Source organism: Streptomyces pristinaespiralis, assembly GCF_001278075.1.
Classification (GTDB): Bacteria; Actinomycetota; Actinomycetes; order Streptomycetales; family Streptomycetaceae; genus Streptomyces; species Streptomyces pristinaespiralis.
In genome coordinates, this window is record NZ_CP011340.1 from 1,176,355 (window position 1) to 1,201,597 (window position 25,243).

Here is a 25,243-nt window from a genome sequence, read left to right on the forward strand (position 1 = left end):
TCACCTCCTGGGGAGCAGCAAAGAACGGTGCCATTCAAGAAATGCGGGCATTACGGCACGAAGAACACGGAAGGCTGATATTCCACCGCGAAGCGTGCCGATCCGTACCAGTTCGTGTTCGGGGGCGTCCACGACCACCCGGACGGCCGCAACGGGACGCGGCCCGGTCTCCATGGCGCTGTTCAGGGTCGCCGCGGACTCCATGTCCGCGGCGATCGCTCCGGCCGCGAGCAGCTGTGCGCGCTCGTGGCCGCGCACGACGTGATCCACGCCGGTCAGCGGGCCCCGGTGCACCGTGCGCCCGGGGACCGCCCTGGCCACGGCCTTCGCCAGGAGGTCCGTTCCGGTGCAGGGGGTGGAGACACCGTCGAGCCGGGCCTCCTCCACCACGACGAGGTCTCCCGGGTGCATGCCCGGGGCGAGACCCGCGCAGAAGCCGGACGCCACGACCGCCGCCTCCCGGAAGGGCTCCGTGCCGCACGCGGCGCGCACGGCACGGCCGGCGTTGGCCGGCCCCATGCCGGTACGCAGGACGGTCGCGCCGCTCCCGCCGCGGCGCCGGTCACCGGCCCGCAGCGCGAACCTCTCGATGCCGAGCGCGCAGGCGATCAGCAGCGGCACGGCCGGGACGGCCGGCTCCCCGCGGTCCGCCATCAGCCCCCCTCACGGGCGGCCGCACGGCCCACGGGCTTCTCCCCGTGGAGGAAGCGGCCGAGCGCGGTGAGGGGGAAGACCTGCCGGTACAGGTGGTAGTTGATCGAGAAGTCCCAGGGGAAGCCGGTCCCCGTGAAGTACGGCTCGTCCCAGGAGCCGTCGGGCCGCTGGGTCCGTGCCAGCCAGGCGACGCCCCGCTCGACGGCCCTGCCGTCCCGCTCACCGGCCGACAGCAGCGCCAGCAGCGCCCAGCCGGTCTGGGAGGCCGTGGAGGCACCGCGGCCGATCGACTGCTCCTCCCGGTAGGAGCGCAGGTCCTCGCCCCAGCCCCCGTCCTCGTTCTGGACGGACTCGAGCCAGGTGACCGCCCGGCGGACCGACGGGTGGGACGCGGGCAGCCCGGCGGCGATCAGGGCGGGCACCACCGCCCCCGTGCCGTAGACGTAGTTGACTCCCCAGCGGCCGAACCAGGCGCCGTTCGCCTCCTGTTCCCGGAGCAGCCACCGCACGCCCCGCCGGGTGCGCGGGTCCTCGGCCATGCCCTCGTGGGCGAGCATCTCGACGACGTGCGCGGTGACGTCCGCCGACGGCGGGTCGATCACCTCGCCGAAGTCGCAGAACGGCAGCCGGTTCGGGAACGGGCTGGTGTTGTCGGCGTCGAACGCCCCCCAGGCGCCGTTCAGGGACTGCATCCCGAGGTTCCAGCGTGTGCCGCGGGCCACGGCCGCCTCGACGCGCTCCGGGTCCGGGTGCTTCACCCGGCGCAGGGCGAGGATCACCTCGGCCGTGTCGTCGATGTCGGGGTAGTTGTCGTTGTGGAACTCGAACGCCCAGCCGCCGGGCCCGAGTCCTGGCCTGCGCACCGCCCAGTCACCGGGCCGCACGATCTGCTCGCTCAGCATCCAGTCCGCCGCCTTCACCAGTGCGGGGTGGTCGGCGGGCAGGCCGGCGTCGGCGAGCGCGATGGTGGCGAGGCAGGTGTCCCAGACCGGGGACTGGCAGGCCTCGATCATCCGTACGGGGAGACCTTCCTCCTCGCGGTGGACGGCGAAGCGGTCCAAGGACTCCAGTCCCGCGCGCATGACGGGGTGCTCGAGGTCGTAGCCGAGCAGGTGCAGGGCGATCACCGAGTACACGGCAGGCGGCTGGATGCCGCCCCAGCAGCCGTCGTTCTCCTGCCGTTCGATGATCCAGCGGGCGGCGGCGTTCATGGCCGCCCTGCGCAGCCGGCGGGGTGCCACCTTGTGGTAGAGGTGCAGCGCCTTGTCGGCGCGCTGGAAGAAGCCGTCCCAGCTGGCGGCGGGGGCGAACCGCTTCTGCGGGTTGGGCATCGCCGGGTCGGTGTGCAGCTCGTCGAGGGCGAACGGGGCCGGCCGCACCGGCCGCTTCGCGGAGACGACGGTCAGGGGCACGATGGTCTGCCGTGCCCAGCAGCCGAAGTCGTAGATGTTCAGCGGGACCCACTTGGGCAGCAGGATCAGCTCCGGCGGCAGTTCGGGCAGGTCGTCCCACTTCCACCAGCCGAACAGGGCCAGCCAGATCCGGGTGAAGACCCGGGCCGCCGCGATGCCGCCCCTGCTCCTGACCCAGGAGGCGGCGCGCTGCATGTGCGGGTCGTCCGGGCGGTCCCCCGCCAGCCGCAGGGCGACGTACGCCTCGATGGTGGTGGACAGTTCGCCCGGACCGCCGTAGAAGGTCGCCCAGGTGCCGTCGTCGCGCTGCTGCCCGCGGATGAACCGGGCGGAGGCCTCCACGGTCGCCGCGTCCTGGATGCCGAGGAACTGCCGCAGCAGCAGGTCCTCCGCGTCCATGGTCACGTTGGTCTCGAGGTCGCCCTTCCACCACCCCTGGGCGTCCTGCCGCGCGAGCAGATGCTCGACGGCCCGTTCCGCGGCACGTCCGGCCGCTTCCCGTACGTCGGTGCCCGGCGCGGTGGTCCGGGCGGCGGTCGTCGTGGTCGTGTCGCCGGCAGTGGCAGCACCGGCCCGCACGGGCCCGCTGCTTCCGTCGGTCGTCGCTGTCATTGTTTCCCCTTCGTTGCAGTGGTCTCTGCTGAGCTGGGGTCTGACGTCGGCCGGTGACGATGACGTCACCGGCCGGCGACGCGCTTCATATGGTGCGGCTGTTGCTCCGGTCGGTCCTTGCGATGATGATGGCGATCATCTCTTTCGTACGACGACGAAGTCCGCCAGCGCGACGAGCTGCGCGCGGACCCGTTCCGGCATGTCGACGCGGTCGAGGGCCTCGATCGCGACGGCGTGCTGCCGCCGAGCCTCCTGGGAGGTCCACTCCCGGCCGCCGGCCTCCTCGATCAGAGCCGCCCGGGTGGCGAACTCCTCCTCGGAGAAACTGTCGAAGTCGCTGCTCTTGGCGTCGGCGGCGAGCAGTCCGCCGAGCCGCTCGGAGGCCGGGCCGCCGGCCGCGAGTGCCGCGACGACCGGCAGGGACTTCTTGCGCTGCCGCAGGTCGCTCCAGGTCTGCTTGCCGGTGGCGACCGGGTCGCCCCAGATGCCGAGCAGGTCGTCGACTGCCTGGAAGGCGAGACCGAGGTGGTAGCCGTACGCCTCCAGCGTGTCGGCGGTCCTCTCGTCGGCCCCGCCGAGCACCGCGCCGATGGAGACGGCGCAGGCCAGCAGCGCACCGGTCTTGTTGCCCTCCATCTCCAGGCACTCCTCGACGGTGACCCGCTCGCGGTGCTCGAAGGAGATGTCCTGGGCCTGGCCGTCGATGAGCTTGCGGGACGCGGTGGTGAGCCGGCGGGCGGCCCGCCCGGCCTCCACGGTGCCGCTCTCCAGCAGCACTTCGTTCGCCACCGCGAACAGCGCGTCGCCGACCAGGATCGCCTGGGCGGGCCCGTGCACCTTCCAGACGGTGTCGCGGTGGCGGCGCTGCTCGTCGCCGTCCATCAGGTCGTCGTGCAGGAGCGAGAAGTTGTGCACCAGCTCCACGGCGACGGCCCCGGGGATGCCGACCTCGGGCGCGGCACCCGCCGCCTCCGCGGACAGCAGCGCCAGCGCGGGGCGCACGGCCTTGCCGCCGTCGCCCTCCGAGGGCCGTCCCTGCGCGTCGATCCAGCCGAAGTGGTAGGCGGCGACGGTGTTCATGGGCGGCGCGAGCCGCTCCACGGCGGCGCGCAGCACCGGCGTGGACAAGGTCCGTCCGCGCTCCAGCAGCGCGGAGATGTCGATACCCCCCGCGCTCTGTGCGGTGTCGTCGGCCGGGTACGCCGAGTGCACTGTCGGCACGCTTTCTCCTCTGGTTCCAGTACTGGTGCTCACGCCGCCTCCTTGAGGGGATGTTCATGGCGGCGTCCGAGCGCGGAGAGCGCAGCGCCCGCGGCACTGAACCCACTGCGTACGGCGCCCTCCATGGTCGCGGGCCAGCCGGTGGCAGTCCACGCGCCGGCAAGGTACAGGCCCGGGGCGCGGGTGTGCGCGGCCGGCCGCAGCCTGCCGACGCCGGGGGACGGTGCGAACGTCGCCGTGCGCTCGCGGGTGACGAAGAAGTCCCGTACCCCGGCACCGCGCGCCGCGGGCAACAGCCTTTCCAGCTCCGGCAGATACCTCTTCCGCAGCACGGAGACCGGTTCGTCGATCTCGCTCTGCGCCGCGGACTGGGAGACCGCCAGGTACTGGCCTTCCCTGGCGCCCGATGCCTGTGTGCGGTCGAAGACCCACTGGACGGGCGTGCCGAGCGCGGCGAAGAAGGGCCGGCGCAGCACCTTGCGGTCGTACAGGACATGGATGTTGAGGATCGGGGCGGTGCCGATGTCGAGCAGCCGGTCGGGGTCGTCCAGCGCACCGGCGGGAAGCAGGGCGTGGGCCTCGCGCTGCGCGACGGCCAGCACGACCGTGTCGGCGTCCAGTTCCTCACCGTCCACGTCGACCTGCCAGCGGCCGTCCGCCGGCCGGCTGATCCGCCGTACCCGGGTGGACAGTTCGGTGCGCACCCCGGCCGAGTCGAGGGCCTTGCGGGCGAGTGTGTCGTGCAGTTCGCCGAGCGGTACATGGGCCCAGCCGATGTCGGCGGCGCCGGGCTCGGACAGCAGCCCGGTCTTGAAGACCATCGCGGCCAGTCCCAAGGACGCCTGCGGCGCCCTGGCGTTGAGGGTCGCGACACCGACGAGGTCCCACAGGGCGGCGACGGCGCGCGGCGACTGGCCGTGGCGGCCGAGCCAGGTGGCGAAGTCGACGCCGTCCAGTGCCGGGTCGGTGGGGTCCAGCCCCTTCAGCGCGAGCGCGGCGCGCCCGACACCCGCCCGCTCGGCGAGGGACAGGTGCGGATAGCCGGCGAGGCTCCCGGCGAGGTGCAGCGGTACGGGCAGCGCGGAGCGGCGCAGGCGGCCGAGCCTCGGCCCCTTCCTGGCGGCGACGTCGAGCACGGGCACGTCGAGGCGGTCCTGCACCGGGGCGAGGTGCGCGCCGTCGATCCGGTCGAGGAACCAGCGGTAGGCGGTGCAGCAACGCAGGTACACGTGCTGGCCGTTGTCCACGGTGAGCTCGCCGCGGCGGAAGGAGAAGGCCAGCCCGCCGAGCCGGGGCCTGCTCTCGAGCAGGGTGACCCGCACCCCCGCGTCGGCGAGTTGGAGCGCCGCGGTGACACCGGCGAGGCCGCCGCCGACCACCACCGCGTGCCGGGAGTCCGAACCGTCGGCCGTCATCCGCGTGCCTCCCTCGTGGACCGTACGGCGCCCGGCGCGTGAGGTGCCGGGGACCCGGTGCCTTGCCGGCCGGCCCTCCACCGCACAGAACTGAGCACCTGCGGCGTGGTCCGGTCCGGGATGTCGGTCGGGGGTGTCACCGGCGCCCTCCCAGAGTCTGGCGGCCGATGTGGCGCGCGTCGAGACCGGACAGTCCCCGGACGGCGACGTATGCCTTCTCTCGTCCCGGCAGGGAGACACGGCCGCGGAGCACGGCGTCCGGGTCGCGCTCGATGCGGTCGAGGAGGCGGCGGTAGATGCCGGCCATGGCCGCGACGCACGCGCCGCTGCGCCGGTCCAGCATGGGCAGCAGGCGGTAACCCTCCGCGAACAGGGCGCGGGCGCGCCGCACTTCGAAGTGCACCAGGCCGGCGAAGTCGGAGCCGGGAGGCGGTGTCGTGCCGTTGAAGCCTTCGGAGCAGCCGAACTTGGCGAGGTCGTCGGCGGGCAGGTAGGTGCGGCCGTTGGACGCGTCCTCCGCGATGTCCCTGAGGATGTTGGTCAGTTGCAGCGCGAGGCCCAGCGTGTCGGCGTACTCGGCGGCGCGGTCGGCTCCGCGCGCGCCGGGCTGGGTGCCGAACACCCCGAGCGAGAGCCGCCCGATGGCGCCGGCCACGCACCGGCAGTACGCCTTGAGGTCGTCCCAGGTCTCGTACGTCTCGCCCCGGACGTCCATCAGGACGCCGTCGATGAGCTCGTCGAGGCCGCCGAGCGGCAGCGGGAAGCGGCGCGCGGCGTCGCAGAGCGCGACGGCGACGGGGTCGGTGTCGTCCTCGTCGACGGCGCCCTGCCTGATGCGGTCGAGCAGCTCGCGCGTGGCTTCCAGCCGGTCCTGCTTGGCCTGCGGCTTCAGCGTGCCGTCGCCGATGTCGTCGACACGCCGGGAGAACGCGTACAGCGCCGACATGGCCTGGCGCTTGTGCGGCGGCAGGAGCCTGATGCCGTAGGCGAAGTTACGGGCCTGCTGTCCGGTGACGGCCTCGCAGTAGCTGTACGCGGCCTGCACCGGGGCGGTCGGCACCTGGGTCGGTCCCTCCATCGTCCGGCTCATCCCTCTCTACGCGCTCTTCGCAAGACGGTCCACACTTCACGCAGCAGCCTCGGCCTGGTCGCTCTGGGCGGTTCGGGCAGCACATCATGTCCGGCCGCGGCGATCGCGGCGAGCGCGGCACGCCCACCGCCCACGAAACCCGCCAGCAGCAGCCGCAGCCGCCCGTCGACGGAGCCGACCAGCCCGATGCCCTCGTCGAGCAGCGCGCGCGCCCGCTGCGCCTCGTAGGCGATCAGGGCGCGCACCGAGGCGCCCGCGGTCGGTGCGGCAAGGTCGGCCTCCGTGATGTGGAAACGTTTCATGTCCTCGGCCGGCAGGTAGATCCGGTCGCGGGCGAGGTCCTCCGCGACGTCCTGCAGGTGCTCGACGATCTGCAGCCCGGTGCACACGGCGTCGGACCGGCGCAGCCGCTCGGGGCTCGCCGTGCCGGTGATGCCGAGGACGAGCCGGCCCACCGGGTTCGCCGACAGCTCGCAGTAGGCGAGGAGGTCGCCGTAGGTCTCGTAGCGGCGGACCAGCTGGTCCTGCCGGTTGGCGGCGATCAGGCCGAGGAACGGCTCGGGGGTGAGCGAGCGCCGGGCGACGGCCGGGCGCAGCGCGCGCAGCAGCGGGTGGCGCGGGGCGTCGCCCGAAAGGTCGAAGACGCGCCGCAGGTCGGTCTCGAAGGCGTCGAGGAGGGCGAGCCGGTCGCCGGCCTGCTCCGGCCCGACACCCAGGTGGCGGGCGTCGGCGCCGCCGGGCGCGAGGTCGCCGTCGCCGATGTCGTCGACGAGCCGGGCGTAGCCGTAGACGGCCATGAGGTCGTCGCGCCACGCGCGGGGCAGGAAGAACGGGGCGACGGGGAAGTTCTCGTCGGCGGCCTTGTCGAGTGTGCCCCGGGCCGGGTCGTCGGCGCGGGGGTGCGCGGTGCCCGTCACTGCGCACTGCCGGGAACGGAGACGGCGATGGGCTCGCGGAGCTGGAGATTTCCCGTCATGGCCATCACATCTCCCGTTCTACACTGCCGACTCAATACATCCCATTTCGGACACGCCGCCGCACACTGCACCGCTTGCCGAGCGCCGGACGGACCGAAGGTTCGCCCAGACGGATCGCGGCATATCACCCCACTTGCCGCGATTCGGTCCCGGTACAGCTTACGTTGTACAACGCGGAACCACGCCCCGGGGTGCCGCACAGAACGGAACAACACCGCGTTCGGGTCCAACCTTCCCGCATCCCGGGCAAGTTGACTGTCCGTCGACGAGCCCCTGCCCTCCCCCGGCGTGACGCCGGCGGCACGCGCAAGGCCCTCGCCGGCCGACCGGCGAGGGCCTTGCGGGCGCCAGAGGAGCCGGGACTACCTGCCCGTCTCCTTCTCGTACGCCTTGATGACCTCGTCGGTCGGACCGTCCATCAGGAGTTCGCCCTTCTCCAGCCACAGGACGCGGTCGCAGGTGTCCCTGATCGACTTGTTGCTGTGGCTGACGAGGAAGACCGTGCCCGCCTCCTTGCGGAGCTCCCTGATGCGCTGCTCGGAGCGGATCTGGAAGCGGCGGTCACCGGTGGCCAGCGCCTCGTCGATCATCAGGACGTCGTGGTCCTTCGCCGCGGCGATGGAGAAGCGGAGCCTGGCCGCCATGCCGGAGGAGTACGTGCGCATCGGCAGGGTGATGAAGTCGCCCTTCTCGTTGATTCCGGAGAAGTCGACGATGCCCTGGTAGCGCTCGCGGATCTCCTCGCGCGACATGCCCATGGCCAGGCCGCCGAGTATGACGTTGCGCTCGCCGGTCAGGTCGTTCATCAGAGCGGCGTTGACGCCGAGCAGCGAGGGCTGGCCGTCGGTGTACACCTTGCCGCTCTCGGCCGGCAGCAGACCGGCGATGGCACGCAGCAGGGTCGACTTGCCGGAGCCGTTGGTGCCGATCAGGCCGATGGCCTCGCCGCGGTAGGCGGTGAAGGTGACGCCGCGCACGGCGTGGACCTTGCGCACCCCGCGCGCCTCGCCCTTCTCGCGGCGCAGGATCCGGCTCAGCGCGGCGGTGGCGCTGCCCTTGCCGCCGCTGCCGGCGTTGACCCGGTACACGATGTGCACGTCGTCGGCGATGACCGTCGGGACGCGCGCCCCGGCTCTGTTGTCGATGTTCTCAGCCACGGCCGTACCGCTCCTCAGCCTTCCAGAAGTACACGAAGCCCGCGAAGCCGACCAGCAGGGCCCAGCCCAGGCCGGCCGCCCAGACGTGCGAGGGCAGGTTCTCGGAACCGTAGCCGTCGATCAGCGCGAACCGGATGAGGTCCATGTAGACGGCCGCCGGGTTGTACATGAGGACGTCCGCGATCCAGGCCGGCTTGTCGGCGAGCATCACCGGGATGGAGAACATCACGCCCGAGGCGTAGAGCCAGGTGCGCATGACGAACGGCATCAGCTGCGCCAGGTCGGGGGTCTTCGAGCCGAGCCTCGCCATGATCATGGCCAGGCCGGTGTTGAACACGAACTGCAGCGCGAGCGCGGGAAGCACCAGCAGCCAGGAAAGCGACGGGTAGCTGCCGAAGCCGACCACGACCGCCAGCAGCACGATCATCGAGAACAGCAGCTGCTGGAGCTGCTGGAGCGCGAAGGAGATCGGCAGCGACGCCCGGGGGAAGTGCAGGGCTCGCACCAGTCCCAGGTTGCCCGAGATCGCCCGAACGCCCGCCATCACCGAGCTCTGGGTGAACGTGAACACGAACACACCGGTCACCAGGAACGGGATGTAGACCTCGGTGCTGAAGCCACGGTCGGCGTCGAGGATCAGGCCGAAGATCAGGAAGTACACCAGCGCGTTCAGCAGGGGCGTCGCCACCTGCCAGAGCTGGCCCAGCTTCGCCTGGCTGTACTGGGCCGTCAGCTTGGCCTGCGAGAAGGCCAGGATGAAGTGGCGGCGGCCCCACAGCTGCCTGATGTACGAGGCCAGGCCCGGGCGGGCGCCGCTGACGGACAGGCCGTACTTGGCGGCGAGCTGTGACGGAGACAGGCCGTCGTCCGGCGACGGCATGGGGCTCGTCACGATGGCACCGTCATGGGTTGTGTCACTCACAAGTTGAAACTTTCGTGTTCAAGATGCGCGGCAGTTCGGGGCGCGGCCTCAGCGGCTCGTCGCCCCGATGCTCTCAGAACCGAGCTTGTCAGATGACAGGAGGTCGGCCCAGCCTGGTGAGACGCCACACCGTACGCCACTTCATCGGGCGGCGCGGTCCGCAGGGGGTCCGCCAGCCTTCCCGGAAACCGCCGAACCAGGCCTTGAGCGCCGGCAGCGTCGGGCGCCGCAGGAGGGTCAGGAGCAGCCACACCCCCACGTAAACGGGCACCAGCGGCAGGGGCAGGTTCCGCCGCGCCACCCAGACCCGGTTGCGGGCCACCATCCGGTGGTAGACCGCGTGCCGGGAGGGGGGCATGGTCGGGTGGAGGAGGACCATGTCCGCGCGGTACTCGATGGACCAGCCGGCGTCCAGTGCGCGCCAGGCGAGATCCGTCTCCTCGTGCGCGTAGAAGAACTCGTCGGGAAGCCCGCCCACCTGGGCCAGCACCTTCGTGCGCACGGCGTTGGCACCGCCGAGGAAGGTGGTGACCCGCGAGGAGCGCATGGGGTCGGAGGCGCGCAGCCTCGGGACGTGGCGGCGCTGGGTGAGCCCGGTCTCAGGGTCCGCGATCCGGAAGCTGACGATGCCCAGCCCCGGGTCCGCGTCGAAGGCCTCCCTGACCAGCTGGGCGGTGCCCACGTCGGGCAGCAGTCCGTCGTCGTCGAGGAAGAGCAGGACGTCGACGTCCGTGCCGCCGGGCCCGAAGGCCTCGATGCCTACGTTGCGGCCGCCGGGGATGCCGAGGTTCTCCGGGAGGTCGATCGTGCGCACGCCGGCGGGCACGTCCACAACGGGAGCGCCGTTGCCGACGACGACCACCTCGATCGGGTCGCCGTCCTGCTTGGCCACCGAGTCGAGGAGGGCGCGCAGCTCGTCGGGACGGGTGCCCATCGTGATGACGACGGCCCCGAGCTTCAGCGGGGCGGTCACTTCAGCCTGCTCGAAGCGAGGACCGACACGAGGTGGAGCAGCGTCTGGAGGAGCGCGATGCCTGCCAGCACGGCGACGCCGAGGCGGGAGAAGAACAGATCGCCGCGGGCCTCGTCGAGGACGGCGAGGAGCAGGATGAGCAGGGACGCCTCGATGCCGAGGACCAGCCGGTGGAACTTCAGCGCCGCGGCCGCCCGGCGGGCGAGCGCCATCCCGGAGGAGCGCGGCTCGGCCGCCGCCTCCTTGACCGGCGGCAGGCCGCCCTGGTGGCGGGCGACACCGACGAGGTCGGTCTCCGCCTTGATCAGGATCGCGCCGAGCGCGGCGAGCGTGCCGAGGAAGGCCCACAGCCAGTCGATCCGGCCGCTGCCCCACAGGTCGGCGGCGCGCAGGCCGAAGCCGACCAGGACCGCCGCGTCGCACAGGTAGGCGCCGACGCGGTCCAGGTACACACCGGAGAGGGAGAACTGCTGCTTCCAGCGGGCCACCTCGCCGTCGACGCAGTCGAGCAGCAGGTAGAGCTGGACCGCCACGACGCCGAGGACGGCCCCCCATATGCCCGGCACGAGCAGCGCGGGCGCGGCGAGGACCCCGGCGAGGGTCATCACGTAGGTCAGCTGGTTCGGCGTGACCTTGGTGGTGACCAGCAGGCGGGTGATGCGCAGGGAGATCTCGCGCATGTACAGGCGGCCGCCCCAGTGCTCACCACTGCGCCGGTCCTTCACACCCGCCGGGTGCACGACGGGGCGGAGTTCAGCTACTGATGGTCTTGGCATAGTCGGCGTACGCGTCCCTGATCTGGTCGTGGTTGAGGTCGAGGTGCTCGAGGATGGTGAAGCGGCCCGGGCGGGTCTGCGGTGCGTACTCCACGGCGCGCACGAACTCGTCCGCGGAGAAGCCCATCTCCTGCGGGAGAACGGGCAGGCCGTGACCGCGCAGCACCTCGGCGAACAGGCCCGCCTGCTCGTGCGCACCGCGCAGGTGCATCGCGAAGGCCGCACCCAGTCCGCACTGCTCGCCGTGGCTGGCGGCCCGCTTGGGGTACAGCAGGTCGAAGGCGTGGCTGATCTCGTGGCAGGCACCGGAGGAGGGCCGGGAGTCGCCGCTGATCGACATGGCGATCCCGGACAGCACCAGGGCCTCGGCGAGGACGGTGAGGAACTCGTCGTCGCCGACGCCGCCGGGGTGACGCAGCACGGACTCGCCCGCGGTGCGGCCCATGGCGGCGGCCAGGCCGTCGATCTTCTCTCCGGTGACGCGGTGCGAGAGCTCCCAGTCGGCGATCGCCGAGATGTTGGAGATCGCGTCGCCGATGCCGGAGCGGACGAAGCGGACGGGGGCCTCGCGGATCACGTCGAGGTCGATGACCATGGCGATCGGCGTCGGGACGCCGTAGGAGCCGCGGCCGTTGTCGTTGTCGAGCGTGGAGACCGGCGAGCACAGGCCGTCGTGCGAGAGGTTGGTCGCGACGGCGACGAGCGGCAGGCCGACCCGTGCCGCGGCGTACTTCGCCACGTCGATGATCTTGCCGCCGCCGAGGCCGACGACCGCGTCGTACCGCTTGCCCCTGATGTCGTCGGCGAGCTTCACCGCGGCGTCGATGGTGCCGCCGCGGACGTCGTACCAGTCCGCGCCGGGCAGCGCCGGGGCGAGCTTCTCGCGCAGCTTCTGGCCGGAGCCGTCGCTGATCGCGCAGGCCAGCCGCCCGCCCGCGGAGATCCGCTGGTCGGCGAGGAGACCGGCCAGGTCGTCCAGCGCGCCCCGGTTGATGTCGACGACGACCGGGGACGGGATGAGGCGGGTCAGTACCGGCACGCGATCCCACGGCCCTTCGCGAGGTCGTCGTGGTTGTCGATCTCGACCCACTCGACGTCGCCGATCGGGGCCACGTCGATGGTGAAGCCGCGGTTCACGAGCTCCTGGTAGCCGTCCTCGTAGTACAGGTCGGGGTCCCGCTCGAAGGTCGTCCTCAGCGCGTCCGCGAGGTCCGCGGCGGCCTCCGGCTCGATGAGCGTGACGCCGATGTACTCGCCGGTGGCGGTGGCCGGGTCCATGAGCTTGGTGATCCGCCGGACGCCCTTGGCGCCCTCGGTGATGACCTTCATCTCCTCGTCGGCGAGCTGCTTCACCGTGTCGAGGGCGAGGATGATCTTCCGGCCTTCACCACGGGCGGCGAGCAGGGTCTTCTCGACGGAGACGGGGTGCACGGTGTCGCCGTTGGCGAGGATCACGCCCTCGGCGAGGACGTCACGGGCGCACCACAGGGAGTAGGCGTTGTTCCACTCCTCCGCCTTGTCGTTGTCGACGAGGGTGAGCTTGACGCCGTACTTCGCCTCGAGCGCCGCCTTGCGCTCGTACACGGCCTCCTTGCGGTAGCCGACGACGACCGCGGCCTCCGTGAGTCCGATCTCCGCGAAGTTGCCCAGCGTCAGGTCGAGGACCGTGGTCTCGCCGTCCACCGGCACGAGGGCCTTCGGAAGCGTGTCGGTGTAGGGGCGAAGACGCCGTCCGGCACCGGCTGCCAGTACGAGGCCGATCATGCGGGTTCTCCTTCGTCATGTACTGCGGGCGCCTGCGAGGACACCCAGAAGCGGATGCTCTCGACCAGCACCAGGACCGCCACGGCCACAGCGAGGACCGTCAGTGCGAGGGTGATCTGCGCGGGCAGCAGGAAGGCGAGCGCGGCGACTGCCAGGACCCGCCCCTCGTGCCCGCCGATCGCCCGGACCAGCCAGTGCGGCGGCGCACCCGTGCCACCGCGGATGCGGTACACCGTGTCGTAGTGATGGTAGGCGACAGCCGCCACCAGCCCGAAAGCGGCGGGCAATGCCCCGTTCACCTCCGCGTGGGCGGCGAGGAGCAGGATCGTGCCGTACTCGGCGGCCCGGAAGACGGGGGGGACGAGCCAGTCGAGGGCGCCCTTGAGGGGCCGGGCGACGGCGAGTCCCGAGGTGGCGGTGTACACGAGGGCGGCGACCAGCGTCCAGACGCTGCCGAACCCTGTGAACGCGGCCGTCGCCGCCAACAGAGCCGCGCCCACGGTGGCCGCGGCGAGGGGCGCGAGGCCCGGCAGCTTGCGGGCCGCGCGCGCGGTGGCGCGGGCCACGGCCTCTGCCGCGGGACCGGAGTCCGCGAGGTCCGCGAGCGCCTGGGCCGCACGGTCGGTGCGGTGCGCCTTGCGGGTCAGCGAACGCAGCACCCGGCCCGCGGTGGTGTAGCAGGCGGCGAGCGAGCAGCCGACGAGCAGGGCGTAGAAGACGATGCGCGGCGTCGTCACGGCGGTGAGCACGGCGATCATCGCCCAGCGTTCGCCGATCGGCAGAACTATCATCCGGCGCAGCCAGACCGTCCAGCCGACGCTGTCGAGCTTGCTGGAGAGGGCGGCCGTGGGGCTCGTGTTGGCCGTCGCGTCGTGGTTCGCCTCGTTGAAGGAGAAGTCGACGACGTGCCGGCAGGTCTGGAGCACCATCGCGCCGAGGGCGAGCGCCCAGACGTCCTCGCCGCCGCGGGCGGCGCCGAGGGCGAGTCCCGCGTAGTAGGCGTACTCCTTGGCACGGTCGAAGGTCGCGTCCAGCCAGGCGCCGAGCGTCGAGTACTGCAGGGAGTAGCGGGCGAGCTGCCCGTCGGTGCAGTCCAGGACGAAGGAGAAGAGCAGCAGCAGACCCGCCGCCACATAGCCGGCGCGGGTGCCGGTGGCCGCGCAGCCGGCCGCGACGAGCGCGGTGAACAGCGACGCGGTGGTGACGTGGTTCGGCGTCAGTCCCCGGCGGGCGCACCAGCGCGCGATGTAACGGGAGTAGGGGCTGATGCAGAAGGTGGTGAAGAAGCCGTCGCGCGCCTTGACCGCGGAGCGCAGCCGCACCGCCTCGTCGTCGACCGCTTCGACGGCGGCGCGCGTCCGGTGCCGTTCCTCCGCGTCGGAGGGCACGGCGGCGACCAGCGACCCGAGCTCGGGGTGATGGACGGACACGCCCTGGGCCCGGAGCTCGGCGGTCACGCCGTCGACGACGCCGTCGCCGGCGACGGCGCCCGCGCCGGCGGGCACGGTGGCGGAGACGGCGCGCACGGCGCCGGTCAGCGCGGCGCGTCCGGCCGGCTGGGCGGTGAGCGCGCCGGTGACGGCGGCCGTGGGGAAGCGCGGGTCGGTCAGCGCCAGCCGCAGGGCGTGCACATGACCCACGAAGCGCGGGTCGACCACGGCGACCCTCTCGGTACCGGGCACGGCCTCGATCAGGGCGGCGGTGTGCTCAGGGCCGTTGGCGACCCGCACGTCGAAGCCCAGCGACCGCAGATCGCCCTCGAGCGACGACCCGGGTACCGGCGGACCGGTGAGGATGGCGGTCGACAGACGAACTCACTCCTTGGCGCTGACGGTGCTGGTCCACGGCGGCTCGGCCCGGTGCACGGGCGGCGGCACGTCGGCAGAGGCTATCGGATGGACGGAAGCGGGAGTTCACCGGCCGTTTACGCCCTGGCGGCCCGCCGAGATCATCATTGTCGATCCATGCCCCGCCCTCCAAATGGCGGCCTCCGCGACCGTCCGGGAGCCGGGCGGGGAAGGCCGGGACCGGCCGGGGCCCGGCGGGCCACACCATAGGGTGGCCGTCATGACGTGGCTGATCACAGGTGGAGCTGGGTACATCGGGGCGCATGTGGTGCGCGCCATGACGGCGGCCGGCGAACGGGTCGTCGTGCTCGACGATCTGTCCGCCGGGTTCCCCGAGCGGCTGCCCGCCGGCGTCCCCCTCGTGCGCGGGTCCGTGCTCGACAGGGACGTGGTGGACCGCACACTCGCCGAGCACCGGGTCACAGGTGTGGTGCACCTGGCCGCGAAGAAGCAGGTCGGCGAGTCCGTGGAGCAGCCGCTCATGTACTACCGGCACAACGTGCACGGGCTGACCGTGCTGCTGGAGGCCGTGGTGGCGGCCGGTGTGCGGAGCTTCCTGTTCTCCTCCTCCGCCGCCGTGTACGGGGTGCCCGACACCGGTTCGGTCCCCGAGTCGGCCGCGTGCCGGCCGATCAACCCGTACGGAGAGACGAAGCTCACCGGCGAGTGGCTGGTGCGGGCGGCGGGCAAGGCGCACGGCCTGTCGACGGCGTGCCTGCGCTACTTCAACGTCGCCGGGGCGGCCGCCCCCGAGCTGGCGGACGTCGGGGTGTTCAACATCATCCCGATGTTCTTCGACCGGATCACCCGCCAGGAGGCCCCGCGGATCTTCGGCGCGGACTACCCGACCCCGGACGGCACCTGCATCCGGGACTACATCCATGTCGCCGATCTGGCCGACGCGCACCTCGCGGTGGCGCGGCGGCTGGCCGGGCAGGACGGTGGCGGAGATCTCACCGTCAACATCGGCCGCGGGGTCGGCGTCTCGGTCCGGGAGCTCGCCTCGCTGGTGGGCGAGATCACCGGCCGCCGTGTCGATCCGGTGGTGGAGCCGCGCCGGCCCGGGGACCCGGCGACGGCGGTCGCGTCCGTCGAGCTGATCGGCAAGGAACTCGGCTGGTCCGCCTCGCACGGGGTGCGTGACATGGTGGCGTCCGCGTGGGCCGGCTGGCTGGCCAGGCACCCGGAGGCGGCCTCGCACCGATCTTCTCCGAAGCTCTGACCTGCGATCATTTCCGCAGGTCAGAGCATATGACAACGGTGTTCAGTGCCGTGTTGCCCGATACCCCCCACCCGTAGTTGACTTGGCTCTCGGCCGAGCGAAGCGCACCAGAGCGAAGGGCATCGACATGGGGGCAGGGCACGATCACGGGCACACTCACGGCGGCCCGCCGCCCACGGGCACCGCTGCCGCCGCCCACCGGAGCCGGCTGCGGATCGCCCTCGCCATCACGCTCGGCGTGATGGTGCTGGAGATCGTCGGCGGAGTGCTGTCGGGCTCGCTTGCCCTGATCGCGGACGCGGCCCACATGGCGACGGACGCCGTGGGCCTCGGGATGGCCCTGCTCGCGATCCACTTCGCCAACCGGCCCACCGGGGCGAACCGCACCTTCGGGTTCGCCCGTGCCGAGATCCTCGCGGCGCTGGCCAACTGTCTGCTGCTGCTCGGCGTCGGCGGTTTCCTGCTCGTGGAGGCGGTGCAGCGGTTCGTCGAACCGGCGGAGACCCGGGGTGGCCTGACCGTCGTCTTCGCCGTCGTCGGCCTGGCGGCGAACATGGTCTCCCTGACGCTGCTGATGCGGGGCCAGAAGGAGAGCATCAACGTCCGCGGCGCCTATCTCGAGGTGATGGCGGACGCGCTCGGCTCGGTGACCGTCCTGGTGTCCGCGGGGATCATCCTGGCGACCGGCTGGCAGTACGCCGACCCGATCGCCTCCCTGGCCATCGGCGTGATGATCGTGCCGCGCACCCTGCGGCTGCTGCGGGAGACGCTGAACGTGCTGCTGGAGTCGGCCCCCAAGGGCGTCGACATGGGCGAAGTGCGCGCCCACATACTGGCCCTGCCCGGCGTCGTGGACGTGCACGACCTGCACGCCTGGACGATCACGTCCGGAATGCCGGTGCTCTCCGCGCACGTGGTCGTGAGCCAGGACGCACTGGACTCGGTGGGCCACGAGAAGATGCTGCACGACCTCCAGGGCTGCCTCGGTGAGCACTTCGACGTCGAGCACTGCACCTTCCAGCTGGAGCCGGTCGGGCATGCCGAGCACGAGGCCAGGCTCTGCCACTGAGCGGGACCGCCCCTGCTAGGGTTTCCGAGAACGCAGGCGTCCACGACCCCCCAGAGGAGCTGAGGTTGATGACCGTCGCAGCGGAGGCTGCCCAGCGCAGCGCCCGGTCCTTCCTCATCCTCCGGGCTTCCGTCCGACCCTGATCCGATCCCGTCCGGTTTCCCGCCGGGCCGATCGCGCACGTCGGCCGGAGCCCCGTCAACAAGGGTTTCCACGTTGTCCGACAACGCTTTGTACGACGCTTTCTTCGCCCTGCACCACGGTCTTCCGCGGCAGGGTCCCGGCTCCGACGACACCACTCGGCGGCTGCTCACGACGGTGGGCCCGCTGCCCGACCGGCCGCGTGTGCTCGACCTCGGCTGCGGTCCGGGCCGCTCGGCCCTGCTCCTGGCGGAGCGGACCGGCGCACTGGTGACGGCGGTCGATCTGCACCAGCCGTTCCTGGACGAGCTGCGGCACAGTGCCGTGGCACGCGGCGTCGGTGACTCGATCGTCACCGTCCACGCCGACATGGGCGAACTGCCCTTCCCCGACGGGTCGTTCGACCTGATCTGGGCGGAGAGCTCCGCCTACAGCATCGGCTTCGACACCGCGCTCGAGAAGTGGCGACGGCTGCTTTCCCCCGGCGGCAGCCTGGTCCTGACCGAGTGCGAATGGACCTCGGCCGCCCCGTCACCCCAGGCCCGGGCCTTCTGGGACACGCACTACCCGTTGCGCGGCACGGCCGACAACTGCTCGGCGGCCGTCGCGGCCGGCTACACCGTGCTCGGGCTGTACCGACAGCCAGAGAGCGACTGGGACGAGTACTACGGCCCGCTGGGCGAGCGGGCCGATGCCGCGGACCCCGGCGCGCCGGGCATGCGGGAGGCACTGGCCGCGACCCGCGCGGAGATCGCCATGCGCAGGGACCACGGCACGGAGTACGGCTACACCGGCTATGTGCTCCGCCCCGCCGATCCCCGCTGGCGTACCCGGCCGGAGACGGTGGCAGACGTCCCGGCCGTCCGTGCGGTCAACACCGCCGCGTTCCCCACCCCCGGGGAGGCCGCCCTCGTCGACTCGCTCCGCCAGGACGCCGAGGCGTGGCTGCCGGGGCTGTCGTACGTGGCGGAGGCCGAGGACGGGTCGGTCGCCGCGTACGCGCTGCTCACCCGGTGCCGGATCGGCGGCACGCCCGCGCTGGCCCTGGCGCCGGTGGCGACCGCGCCGGGCCACCAGCGGCAGGGCGCGGGCACGGCGGTCGTACGGGCCGTGCTCGACGCGGCGAGGTCACGCGGTGAGGGACCGGTCGTCGTCCTCGGACATCCGGAGTACTACCCGCGGTTCGGTTTCGAGGTCGCCGCGAAACACGGGATCAGGACATCTTTCGAGGTACCGGAAGAGGCCCTGATGGTGCTGACGCTCGACGGCTGCGACGACGTGCCGCGGGGCACGGTCCGCTACCCGGCGGCGTTCGGCGTCTGACCGGCTGTCCGCCCCGCCCCGCGGTCCGGGGCGGGGCGGACATGCCAGGCGGCCACTGAAGTACGGACAAGCCGCTTTTGTACGGCAGACTGAGCGGGGCCCAGGGGCCTTCCTCCGGAAGGACCGCAGGGCCGAGGACCGATGCGAAGGACGGTTATGCCGATCACACCAGCCACCGCGGCGACCAGTTCGTCGAACGGCACATCACCAGCGATCCTGCTCGAGCTGGTCGACGAGGAGGGCAACACCATCGGCACGGCGGAGAAGCTCGCCGCCCATCAGGCGCCCGGGCAGCTGCACCGCGCCTTCTCGGTGTTCCTCTTCGACGAGCAGGGGCGGCTGCTGCTGCAGCGCCGCGCGCTGGGGAAGTACCACTCCCCCAGTGTCTGGTCGAACACCTGCTGCGGTCACCCGTACCCGGGCGAGGCGCCCTTCGCGGCGGCCGCCCGGCGCACGTACGAGGAGCTCGGCGTCTCGCCCTCGCTGCTCGCCGAGGCCGGCACGGTCCGCTACAACCACCCCGATCCGGAGTCGGGGCTGGTCGAGCAGGAGTACAACCACCTCTTCGTCGGAATGGTGCAGGCGCCGCTGCTGCCGGATCCGGAGGAGATCGGCGAGACGGCTTTCGTGACGCCGGACGAGCTGACCGAGCTGCACGGCCGGGCGACGTTCTCCGCCTGGTTCATGACGGTGCTGGACGCGGCCAGGCCCGCGATCAGGGAGCTGACGGGGCCGGCCGGGGGCTGGTGAGCGGCGCCGCCCGCGCCACGGCGCGGCGCCTCATACGGGCGCCGCGCCGTCCTGGAACTGCGGCACCAGCGGCAGCTCCGCCCAGATGATCTTCCCGCCGCTCGCGGTGTGCTCGACGTCGCAGACGCCGCCGGCCTCCCGCGTGATCTCGCGGACCAGCAGCAATCCTCTGCCGCCCGTCTGCGCGGAGTCGGTCTCGAGCGCCTTGGGCCGGTAGGGATGGTTGTCCTCGACCGACACGCGCACCCAGTGGGTGCCGATGGCGACCTCGACGGCGACCTCCGGCGAGAGCAGAGCGGCGTGCCGCACTGTGTTGGTGACCAGCTCCGACACGATCAGCAGCAGACCCTGTACCACGTCGTCGGCGACCGGGACGCCCTGGCGGGCGAGCAGGTCCCGTACGGCGTGCCGGGCCTGCGGGACGGACACGTCGAGTGCGGGAGCGGTGAACCGCCAGACGCCCTCGTACGACAGCGGCCGGGCCGGCACGCTCCCGCGGCTCTCCATAGTCCGGCACCCACCTTCGGCTCGTACCACTGACCTTCGGGTAGCAAGTGTTGGTAGTCAGTTGGTCCGTGCCGTACCGCTGAACGGAAGTGAACGCCTATCGACGCGTTTTGACCGGGTGCGTATGACAGCGTCAGTTGTGTGACTGGTCGGAACCGCCTTCTGCCCGCTTCCCAGGATCGATCGTTTCAGCACTCTTATCAGCGTTTTCCCGGCCCCTCCGGGGTCCCTGCCCCGGCTCCGTGACCATGCTGACGACCCGTCGGCCGCTGATCCCCATCGCGACCAGGCCCAGGCCGTCGAAGAGCAGGGCAAGGGAGAAGAAGGTGCCGAGGACGTAGCGGCTGCTGTCGGGCCAGTCGGCCAGCACCAGCACACCCAGCAGCAGCCCGAAGGCCCCCTGCACCAGGGTCCAGCCGAACTGCGGGCCGCGGACCACCATGCTGCCCACCAGCCGGAAGAGTCCTCCGGTCAGGAACAGCAGGGCGGCGAACATGGTGAGGCTAGCCGCGGCCGTCTCCGGATAGCGGATGACGATGGCGCCGGCCGCGATGTTCAGCGCGGCGACCACGACGGCCAGCCAGAAGAAGTTGCTGCCGCGGGACTCGACCGCGTGGAGCAGGCCGACGATTCCGCAGATCAGCAGCAGCCAGCCGAACAGAAGCATCGACGTGAGGGTCGCGAGGCCCGTGTAGACCAGGCCGACCAGACCGCCGGCGGCCAGGATCGCGCCGAGCGCGGCCAGTCTGCCGAAGCCTCGGCGCAGGCTCTTCTCCCGGCTGCGGCGGGCCTTCTTGTCGTGCGCGGTACCGGCCATCAGACGCCTCCTCGGCGACCCCCCGGGTCAGCGGCACCCCTTCTTGATCATAGGTTCGCGCAGGCCGGATAGCATCCCGCGCATGGAGTCCCCGAACACGCATCCGCCCCGTCTCAGGCACACCGTCGCCGACGGTGTCGCCACCGTCGTGATCAGCAATCCGGCCAAGCGCAACGCCATGACCGCGGACATGTGGCGGGCGCTGCCCGAGCTGCTCGGCGAACTGGCGGCGGACCCGGCCGTGCGGGCACTGGTGCTGACCGGCGAGGGCGGGACGTTCTGCGCGGGGGCGGACATCTCGTCACTGCGGCTGCCCGGCGAGGACCCGCAGGCGCTCGCGGTCCGCGCCGAGGAAGCCCTCGCCGCGTTCCCCAAGCCGACGCTCGCCGTGGTGCGCGGCTACTGCGTGGGCGGCGGCTGCCAGCTCGCCGCGGCCTGCGACCTGCGCTTCGCCGAGAGCGACACGCTGTTCGGGGTCACGCCGGCCAAACTGGGCATCGTCTACCCGGCGGGGTCGACGCGCCGGCTCGCCGCGCTGGTGGGTCCGGCCGCGGCCAAGTACCTCCTGTTCTCCGGCGAGTTGATCGACACGGAGCGGGCGCTGCGGACCGGGCTCGTCGAAGAGGTGCTGCCGGGGGACGAACTGGGCCGGCGGGCGGCGGACTTCACCAGGATCCTGGTGTCGCGCTCGCAGCTCACGCAGTGCGCGGCGAAGGAGTTCACCGCCGGCCGCACGGACCGGGACGCGTACTGGGCGGAGCAGGCGCGCGGCAGCGGCGACACCGCGGAGGGGGTCGCCGCCTTCCTCGAACGGCGCACGCCGCGCTTCGCCTGGACGCCCGAAGCCGGCTGACACCGGTGGCACCGTGCCCGGAGCCGACCGCGCGGGGCTATCGAAGGACGAAGCGGCTCTTGGCCCGGAACTCGTCGACCAGATGCGCCGGGGCCTTCAGCGGCGAGCCCGCGTCGTAGGGCGGCTGCGGGTTGTACTCGGTGAGCAGCTGCACGGCCCGGGCGTGCTCGTCACCGGCCAGCCTGCCGACCAGGGTGAGGCCCATGTCGATGCCGGAGGAGACGCCGGCGGCCGTGACGTACTTGCCGTCCGTGACGACCCGGCGGCCGGTCGGCCTGGCGCCGAGCCGCTCCAGCTCTTCCAGGGCGAGCCAGTGCGAGGTGGCCTCACGGCCCTTCAGCAGTCCGGCGGCGGCGAGCAGCAGCGAGCCGGTGCACACCGACGTGGTCCAGGTGCTGGTGACGTCCACGGCGCGCAGCCAGTCCAGCAGAGATCCGTTCCGCATCTGGGCGTCCTGGCCGGGACCGCCGGGGACGAGCACGATGTCCGGCGCGGTGACCTCGCCGACGGTCCTGGTCGCGACGAGCGAGAGCTCGTCACGGTCGTTCCGTACGGGGCCCGTTTGTTCGGCGACGAAGACGACCTCGGCGTCCGGGAGCCGGCAGAGCATTTCGTAGGGGCCGACGGCGTCGAGTGCCGTGAAACGGTCGAAGAGCAGGACGGCGATCTGCGTGGGCACGGGGCGTTCCCTTCGTAGGGTGTCTCAGCGAGCGGGTCGTACGGGTCCGCGGAAGCGGCGGCGGTACTCGGCCGGGGCCACGCCGAGGGCCTTCACGAATGCCCTCCGCATCGCCTCCGTGGTGCCGTATCCGCAGGCGCGGGAGATCTTCGTGACCCCGTCGGCGGTGTCCTCCAGGAGCCTTCTGGCGTGCTCGAGGCGCACCCGTTCCACGTAGCGGCCGGGTGTCGTGCCCGTCTCCGCCTGGAAGGCGCGGGCGAAGTGCCGGGGCGAGAGGCCCGCGCGGGCCGCGAGCGACTCCACGCAGAGGTCGGCCTCCGGGTGCTGGGTGACCCAGTGCTGCACGGACCGCAGGGGTTCGCGGCGCGCGGTCTGGGCGGCGAGCTGTGCGCTGAACTGGGACTGGTTGCCGGGGCGCCGCAGGAAGACGACCAGATGACGGGCGACGGTGAGGGCGACCTCCCGGCCGAGGTCCTCCTCCACCAGCGCGAGCGCGAGGTCGATCCCCGCCGTGACACCCGCGGAGGTGGAGAGCCGGCCGTCGCGGACGAAGATCGGGTCGGGCTCGACCCGGACCTTCGGATAGGTGCCGGCGAGGTGGTCGCAGACGGCCCAGTGGGTGGTGGCGCGGCGGCCGTCGAGCAGCCCGGCCTCCGCGAGAAGCAGCGCGCCGGTGCACACGGACACCAGGCGTCCGGCGGCCGGCGCCCGGTCGCGGAGCCAGTCGACCAGGCGGGGATCAGGCCGGCGGGTGCCCTCGCCGCCGGGGACGAGGAGTGTGTGGGGCGCGGGTTCGCCGGCGAGGCCCGCGTCGGGGACCAGCGTGAGTCCGCTGGAGGTCCGCACGGGCGAGCCGTCGAGCGAGGCGGTACGGATCCGGTACGCGGACCGGTCGCCGCATGCCCGGCGGGCCCCCTCGAAGACCTCGACCGGTCCCGTCACATCAAGGCTCTGCACGCCGTCGAAGAGGACGACGAGCAGCGTCCGCCCCGTCGCCCGGCCCGCCGGTTCTGTCGTCGGCTCCGTCACGAGCTCCATCCTTCTCGTGGCGGCGTGATGTCTGCAATGACGAGAACCCCACCTTTCCTGCCATCGTCGCCGTCGACCGCTGCCGGGGCGTGGGTCGACGGCAGGTGCGCGGCGCCTATTCGGGGGTGCGCAGGCAGTTCCGCCGCAGCTCCTCGTCCCTCGTCGTGGGGTTCGCGGCCGCGCCGGGGGAGGCGACCCGTCACCCGGCCGACGCGGAAGCGGTCATCGGACGTCGTCGACGCCGGGTGACTGCGGTTGCCGCAGCCCCTGGAGGAGCAGGTCGATCAACCGGCGCGGGTCGTAGCGGGGGTCGCTGTCCCGTCCGACGCAGAGGTTTCCGATGCCTCGCATCAGTTCGTAGGGCTGTACGCCGGGTCTGACCTCGCCGGCTTCGACCGCGGCGTCGAGCAGATGGGCGCAGACGGGCAGCAGTCGGTCGAGGAAGTGGGTGTGCAGCGCGGCGAAGCGGTCGCTGTCGGACTGGAGGGCATCGGCGAGCCCGTGCTTGGTGACCAGGAAATCGACGAAGAGGTCGATCCACCGGCGCAGTGCGTCGAACGGGGAGTCGGTGTCGGCCAGCAGGTTCGGGCCGGCCTCCGCGCATGCCTCGATCTGGTGGCGGTAGACGGCGGTGACGAGGTCCGCCCGGGTCGGGAAGTGGCGGTAGATCGTGGCCATCCCGACGCCCGCCCGGGCCGCGATCCGGCGGATGGGCGCATCCACGCCGGAGATGACGAACTCCTCGGCGGCGGCGGTGAGCACAGTCTGCTGATTGCGCAGCGCGTCGGCCCGCCTTCCTCGGGACGGCTCTCCTTCGGACCGGTCCGCTGTGGGCACCGCGCTCTCCTTCCCTGGGGCGTTGACTAAACGGAACACTGCTCCGTATATTAAACGGAACAGCGCTCCGCTTCAGGATAGCCGAAGCCGGGTACTCGGGACCGCCTCGCCCGCCCGCACTCGAAGCGGGGACAGAGGCCGCCGAAGGGACATTCCCGTCATGAGCCAAGCCGATTTCGCGACCGACACCCCCGTTTCGACCACGCCCGTCCTCTCGGTGGGCCCGGTGGTGCTGCCGGCTCCCGGCCGCACCGTGGACCTGCAGATGCGGGTATCCGCCCCGGTGGCAGGGAGCGAGCTGCCGATCATCCTTCTCTCGCACGGTCTCGGCTTCTCGAACAACCTCTCCTCACTGAACGGCTACGCCCCCCTCGCGAACTTCTGGGCGGCGCACGGCTTCGTCGTGATCCAGCCGACCCATCTGGACTCCAGGACACTGAGCCCGCGTCCCGACACCCGCAGGGCGCCGGCGCACTGGCGCTCACGGGTCGAGGACATGAAGCGCATCCTGGACCGGCTCGACGAGATCGAGGCAGCCGTCCCGCCGCTCCTCGGGCGCCTCGACCGGAGCCGGGTCGCCGTGGCCGGGCACTCGATGGGCGGGCACACCGCGAGCCTGCTGCTGGGTGCACGCCTCACCGATCCGCGCGACGGAACGACCGTGGACCTGAAGGAGCCCCGGATCAAGGCGGGTGTGCTGCTCGCCGCGCCCGGCAGGGGCGGTGACGCCCTCACCGAATTCACGGCCAAGAACTACTCGTTCTTCCTGACCACGGACTTCTCCGAAATGACGACGCCCACGCTCGTGGTCGCCGGGGACAAGGACGACTCCGCCTTCCTGACGGTTCGCGGGCCGGACTGGCACGCCGACCCCTACACACTCTCGCCGGGGCCCAAGTCCCTGCTCACTCTGTTCGACGCGGAGCACGGGCTCGGAGGAGTCTCCGGATACGACGTCGCCGAGACCACGGACGAGAATCCCGAGCGGGTCGCAGCGGTCGCCGGGCTCTCCATCGCCTACCTGCGCAGTGAGCTCCATCCAGGGGACTCCGCCTGGAAGGCGGCGTGCGACGCCCTGTCCGCCGCACCCGACCCGCTCGGACGGGTCGAGTCCAAGTAGGACGAGGAGCCGCCGCCCCGAACCGGCCGGCGGGAACGTACAGCCGGCCCCTTCTCCCCCGGCCCGACGGGCGGCT

Annotated in this window: 24 protein-coding genes; 6 read left to right on the forward strand and 18 right to left on the reverse strand. The window is 71.9% G+C overall.

What is annotated here, in order from left to right:
- The 13 genes from SPRI_RS04765 to SPRI_RS04825 form a co-directional block, all read right to left on the reverse strand.
- Positions 1–654: a phosphorylase family protein gene (locus SPRI_RS04765; protein WP_005308884.1), complete on the reverse strand. Its 654-nt coding sequence runs from the start codon at positions 652–654 to the stop codon at positions 1–3.
- Positions 654–2,678 (reverse strand): squalene--hopene cyclase, encoded by a 2,025-nt coding sequence (gene shc, locus SPRI_RS04770; protein WP_053556707.1) that lies wholly within the window; start codon positions 2,676–2,678, stop codon positions 654–656. Before shc ends, SPRI_RS04765 begins: the two co-directional genes overlap by 1 nt.
- Before the next feature lie 135 nt (positions 2,679–2,813).
- Positions 2,814–3,932, reverse strand: a complete 1,119-nt coding sequence (locus SPRI_RS04775; RefSeq protein ID WP_005308889.1) for a polyprenyl synthetase family protein — start codon at positions 3,930–3,932, stop codon at positions 2,814–2,816.
- Entirely contained in the window at positions 3,929–5,395 is a 1,467-nt protein-coding gene (hpnE, locus tag SPRI_RS04780) for a hydroxysqualene dehydroxylase HpnE (protein WP_107082421.1), read from the reverse strand. The genes SPRI_RS04775 and hpnE overlap by 4 nt, the downstream gene beginning before the upstream one ends.
- A gap of 55 nt (positions 5,396–5,450) precedes the next feature.
- On the reverse strand, positions 5,451–6,404 hold the full coding sequence (gene hpnD, locus SPRI_RS04785; protein ID WP_182327882.1) for a presqualene diphosphate synthase HpnD: 954 nt from the start codon (positions 6,402–6,404) through the stop codon (positions 5,451–5,453).
- Positions 6,401–7,321 (reverse strand): squalene synthase HpnC, encoded by a 921-nt coding sequence (hpnC, locus tag SPRI_RS04790; RefSeq protein ID WP_005308894.1) that lies wholly within the window; start codon positions 7,319–7,321, stop codon positions 6,401–6,403. Before hpnC ends, hpnD begins: the two co-directional genes overlap by 4 nt.
- Positions 7,322–7,743: 422 nt before the next feature.
- A complete protein-coding gene (locus SPRI_RS04795) occupies positions 7,744–8,538 on the reverse strand; it encodes an ABC transporter ATP-binding protein (RefSeq protein ID WP_005308898.1) in 795 nt (264 codons plus the stop codon).
- Positions 8,531–9,460 carry an ABC transporter permease gene (locus SPRI_RS04800; protein ID WP_005308901.1) on the reverse strand — a complete coding sequence of 310 codons (930 nt, stop codon included), beginning with the start codon at positions 9,458–9,460 and terminating at the stop codon, positions 8,531–8,533. Before SPRI_RS04800 ends, SPRI_RS04795 begins: the two co-directional genes overlap by 8 nt.
- 88 nt (positions 9,461–9,548) lie before the next feature.
- The gene (locus tag SPRI_RS04805) at positions 9,549–10,394 is read right to left on the reverse strand and encodes a glycosyltransferase family 2 protein (RefSeq protein ID WP_199782742.1); all 846 of its coding nucleotides are present in this window, start codon (positions 10,392–10,394) and stop codon (positions 9,549–9,551) included.
- Positions 10,395–10,429: 35 nt separating this feature from the next.
- Positions 10,430–11,209 carry a CDP-alcohol phosphatidyltransferase family protein gene (locus SPRI_RS04810; protein WP_078535198.1) on the reverse strand — a complete coding sequence of 260 codons (780 nt, stop codon included), beginning with the start codon at positions 11,207–11,209 and terminating at the stop codon, positions 10,430–10,432.
- The gene (locus SPRI_RS04815; protein WP_005308910.1) at positions 11,187–12,248 is read right to left on the reverse strand and encodes an iron-containing alcohol dehydrogenase family protein; all 1,062 of its coding nucleotides are present in this window, start codon (positions 12,246–12,248) and stop codon (positions 11,187–11,189) included. The genes SPRI_RS04810 and SPRI_RS04815 overlap by 23 nt, the downstream gene beginning before the upstream one ends.
- Entirely contained in the window at positions 12,236–12,973 is a 738-nt protein-coding gene (locus tag SPRI_RS04820) for a phosphocholine cytidylyltransferase family protein (protein ID WP_005308913.1), read from the reverse strand. Before SPRI_RS04820 ends, SPRI_RS04815 begins: the two co-directional genes overlap by 13 nt.
- Complete coding sequence (locus SPRI_RS04825; protein ID WP_053556709.1) at positions 12,970–14,781, reverse strand: DUF5941 domain-containing protein; 1,812 nt, start codon at positions 14,779–14,781, stop codon at positions 12,970–12,972. Before SPRI_RS04825 ends, SPRI_RS04820 begins: the two co-directional genes overlap by 4 nt.
- Before the next feature lie 259 nt (positions 14,782–15,040).
- On the opposite strand from SPRI_RS04825, the gene galE reads away from it, so the two are divergent.
- From galE to idi, 4 genes are all read left to right on the forward strand, one after another.
- Positions 15,041–16,042 carry a UDP-glucose 4-epimerase GalE gene (galE, locus tag SPRI_RS04830; RefSeq protein ID WP_037773178.1) on the forward strand — a complete coding sequence of 334 codons (1,002 nt, stop codon included), beginning with the start codon at positions 15,041–15,043 and terminating at the stop codon, positions 16,040–16,042.
- A gap of 127 nt (positions 16,043–16,169) precedes the next feature.
- Positions 16,170–17,111, forward strand: a complete 942-nt coding sequence (locus tag SPRI_RS04835) for a cation diffusion facilitator family transporter (RefSeq protein WP_005308925.1) — start codon at positions 16,170–16,172, stop codon at positions 17,109–17,111.
- Between the two features lie 216 nt (positions 17,112–17,327).
- The gene (locus SPRI_RS04840) at positions 17,328–18,575 is read left to right on the forward strand and encodes a bifunctional class I SAM-dependent methyltransferase/N-acetyltransferase (protein WP_037773181.1); all 1,248 of its coding nucleotides are present in this window, start codon (positions 17,328–17,330) and stop codon (positions 18,573–18,575) included.
- Positions 18,576–18,731: 156 nt separating this feature from the next.
- Positions 18,732–19,325, forward strand: coding sequence for an isopentenyl-diphosphate Delta-isomerase (gene idi / locus SPRI_RS04845; protein WP_005308932.1), 594 nt, complete (start codon positions 18,732–18,734; stop codon positions 19,323–19,325).
- Between the two features lie 30 nt (positions 19,326–19,355).
- On the opposite strand, the gene SPRI_RS04850 is transcribed toward idi, so the two are convergent.
- Both SPRI_RS04850 and SPRI_RS04855 read right to left on the reverse strand, forming a co-directional pair.
- On the reverse strand, positions 19,356–19,832 hold the full coding sequence (locus SPRI_RS04850) for an ATP-binding protein (RefSeq protein WP_037773182.1): 477 nt from the start codon (positions 19,830–19,832) through the stop codon (positions 19,356–19,358).
- Positions 19,833–19,965: 133 nt separating this feature from the next.
- Positions 19,966–20,649, reverse strand: coding sequence for an HdeD family acid-resistance protein (locus SPRI_RS04855; RefSeq protein ID WP_050791414.1), 684 nt, complete (start codon positions 20,647–20,649; stop codon positions 19,966–19,968).
- Positions 20,650–20,731: 82 nt separating this feature from the next.
- On the opposite strand from SPRI_RS04855, the gene SPRI_RS04860 reads away from it, so the two are divergent.
- The gene (locus tag SPRI_RS04860) at positions 20,732–21,502 is read left to right on the forward strand and encodes an enoyl-CoA hydratase/isomerase family protein (protein ID WP_053556710.1); all 771 of its coding nucleotides are present in this window, start codon (positions 20,732–20,734) and stop codon (positions 21,500–21,502) included.
- Between the two features lie 37 nt (positions 21,503–21,539).
- On the opposite strand, the gene SPRI_RS04865 is transcribed toward SPRI_RS04860, so the two are convergent.
- From SPRI_RS04865 to SPRI_RS04875, 3 genes are all read right to left on the reverse strand, one after another.
- Positions 21,540–22,181, reverse strand: a complete 642-nt coding sequence (locus SPRI_RS04865) for a DJ-1/PfpI family protein (RefSeq protein WP_005308943.1) — start codon at positions 22,179–22,181, stop codon at positions 21,540–21,542.
- Positions 22,182–22,205: 24 nt separating this feature from the next.
- On the reverse strand, positions 22,206–23,210 hold the full coding sequence (locus tag SPRI_RS04870; protein ID WP_005308947.1) for a GlxA family transcriptional regulator: 1,005 nt from the start codon (positions 23,208–23,210) through the stop codon (positions 22,206–22,208).
- Between the two features lie 222 nt (positions 23,211–23,432).
- Positions 23,433–24,047: a TetR/AcrR family transcriptional regulator gene (locus SPRI_RS04875; RefSeq protein ID WP_005308950.1), complete on the reverse strand. Its 615-nt coding sequence runs from the start codon at positions 24,045–24,047 to the stop codon at positions 23,433–23,435.
- Between the two features lie 160 nt (positions 24,048–24,207).
- Between SPRI_RS04875 and SPRI_RS04880 the strand changes: the two genes are divergently transcribed.
- On the forward strand, positions 24,208–25,167 hold the full coding sequence (locus SPRI_RS04880) for an alpha/beta hydrolase family protein (protein WP_005308953.1): 960 nt from the start codon (positions 24,208–24,210) through the stop codon (positions 25,165–25,167).
- Positions 25,168–25,243 lie beyond the last annotated feature (76 nt).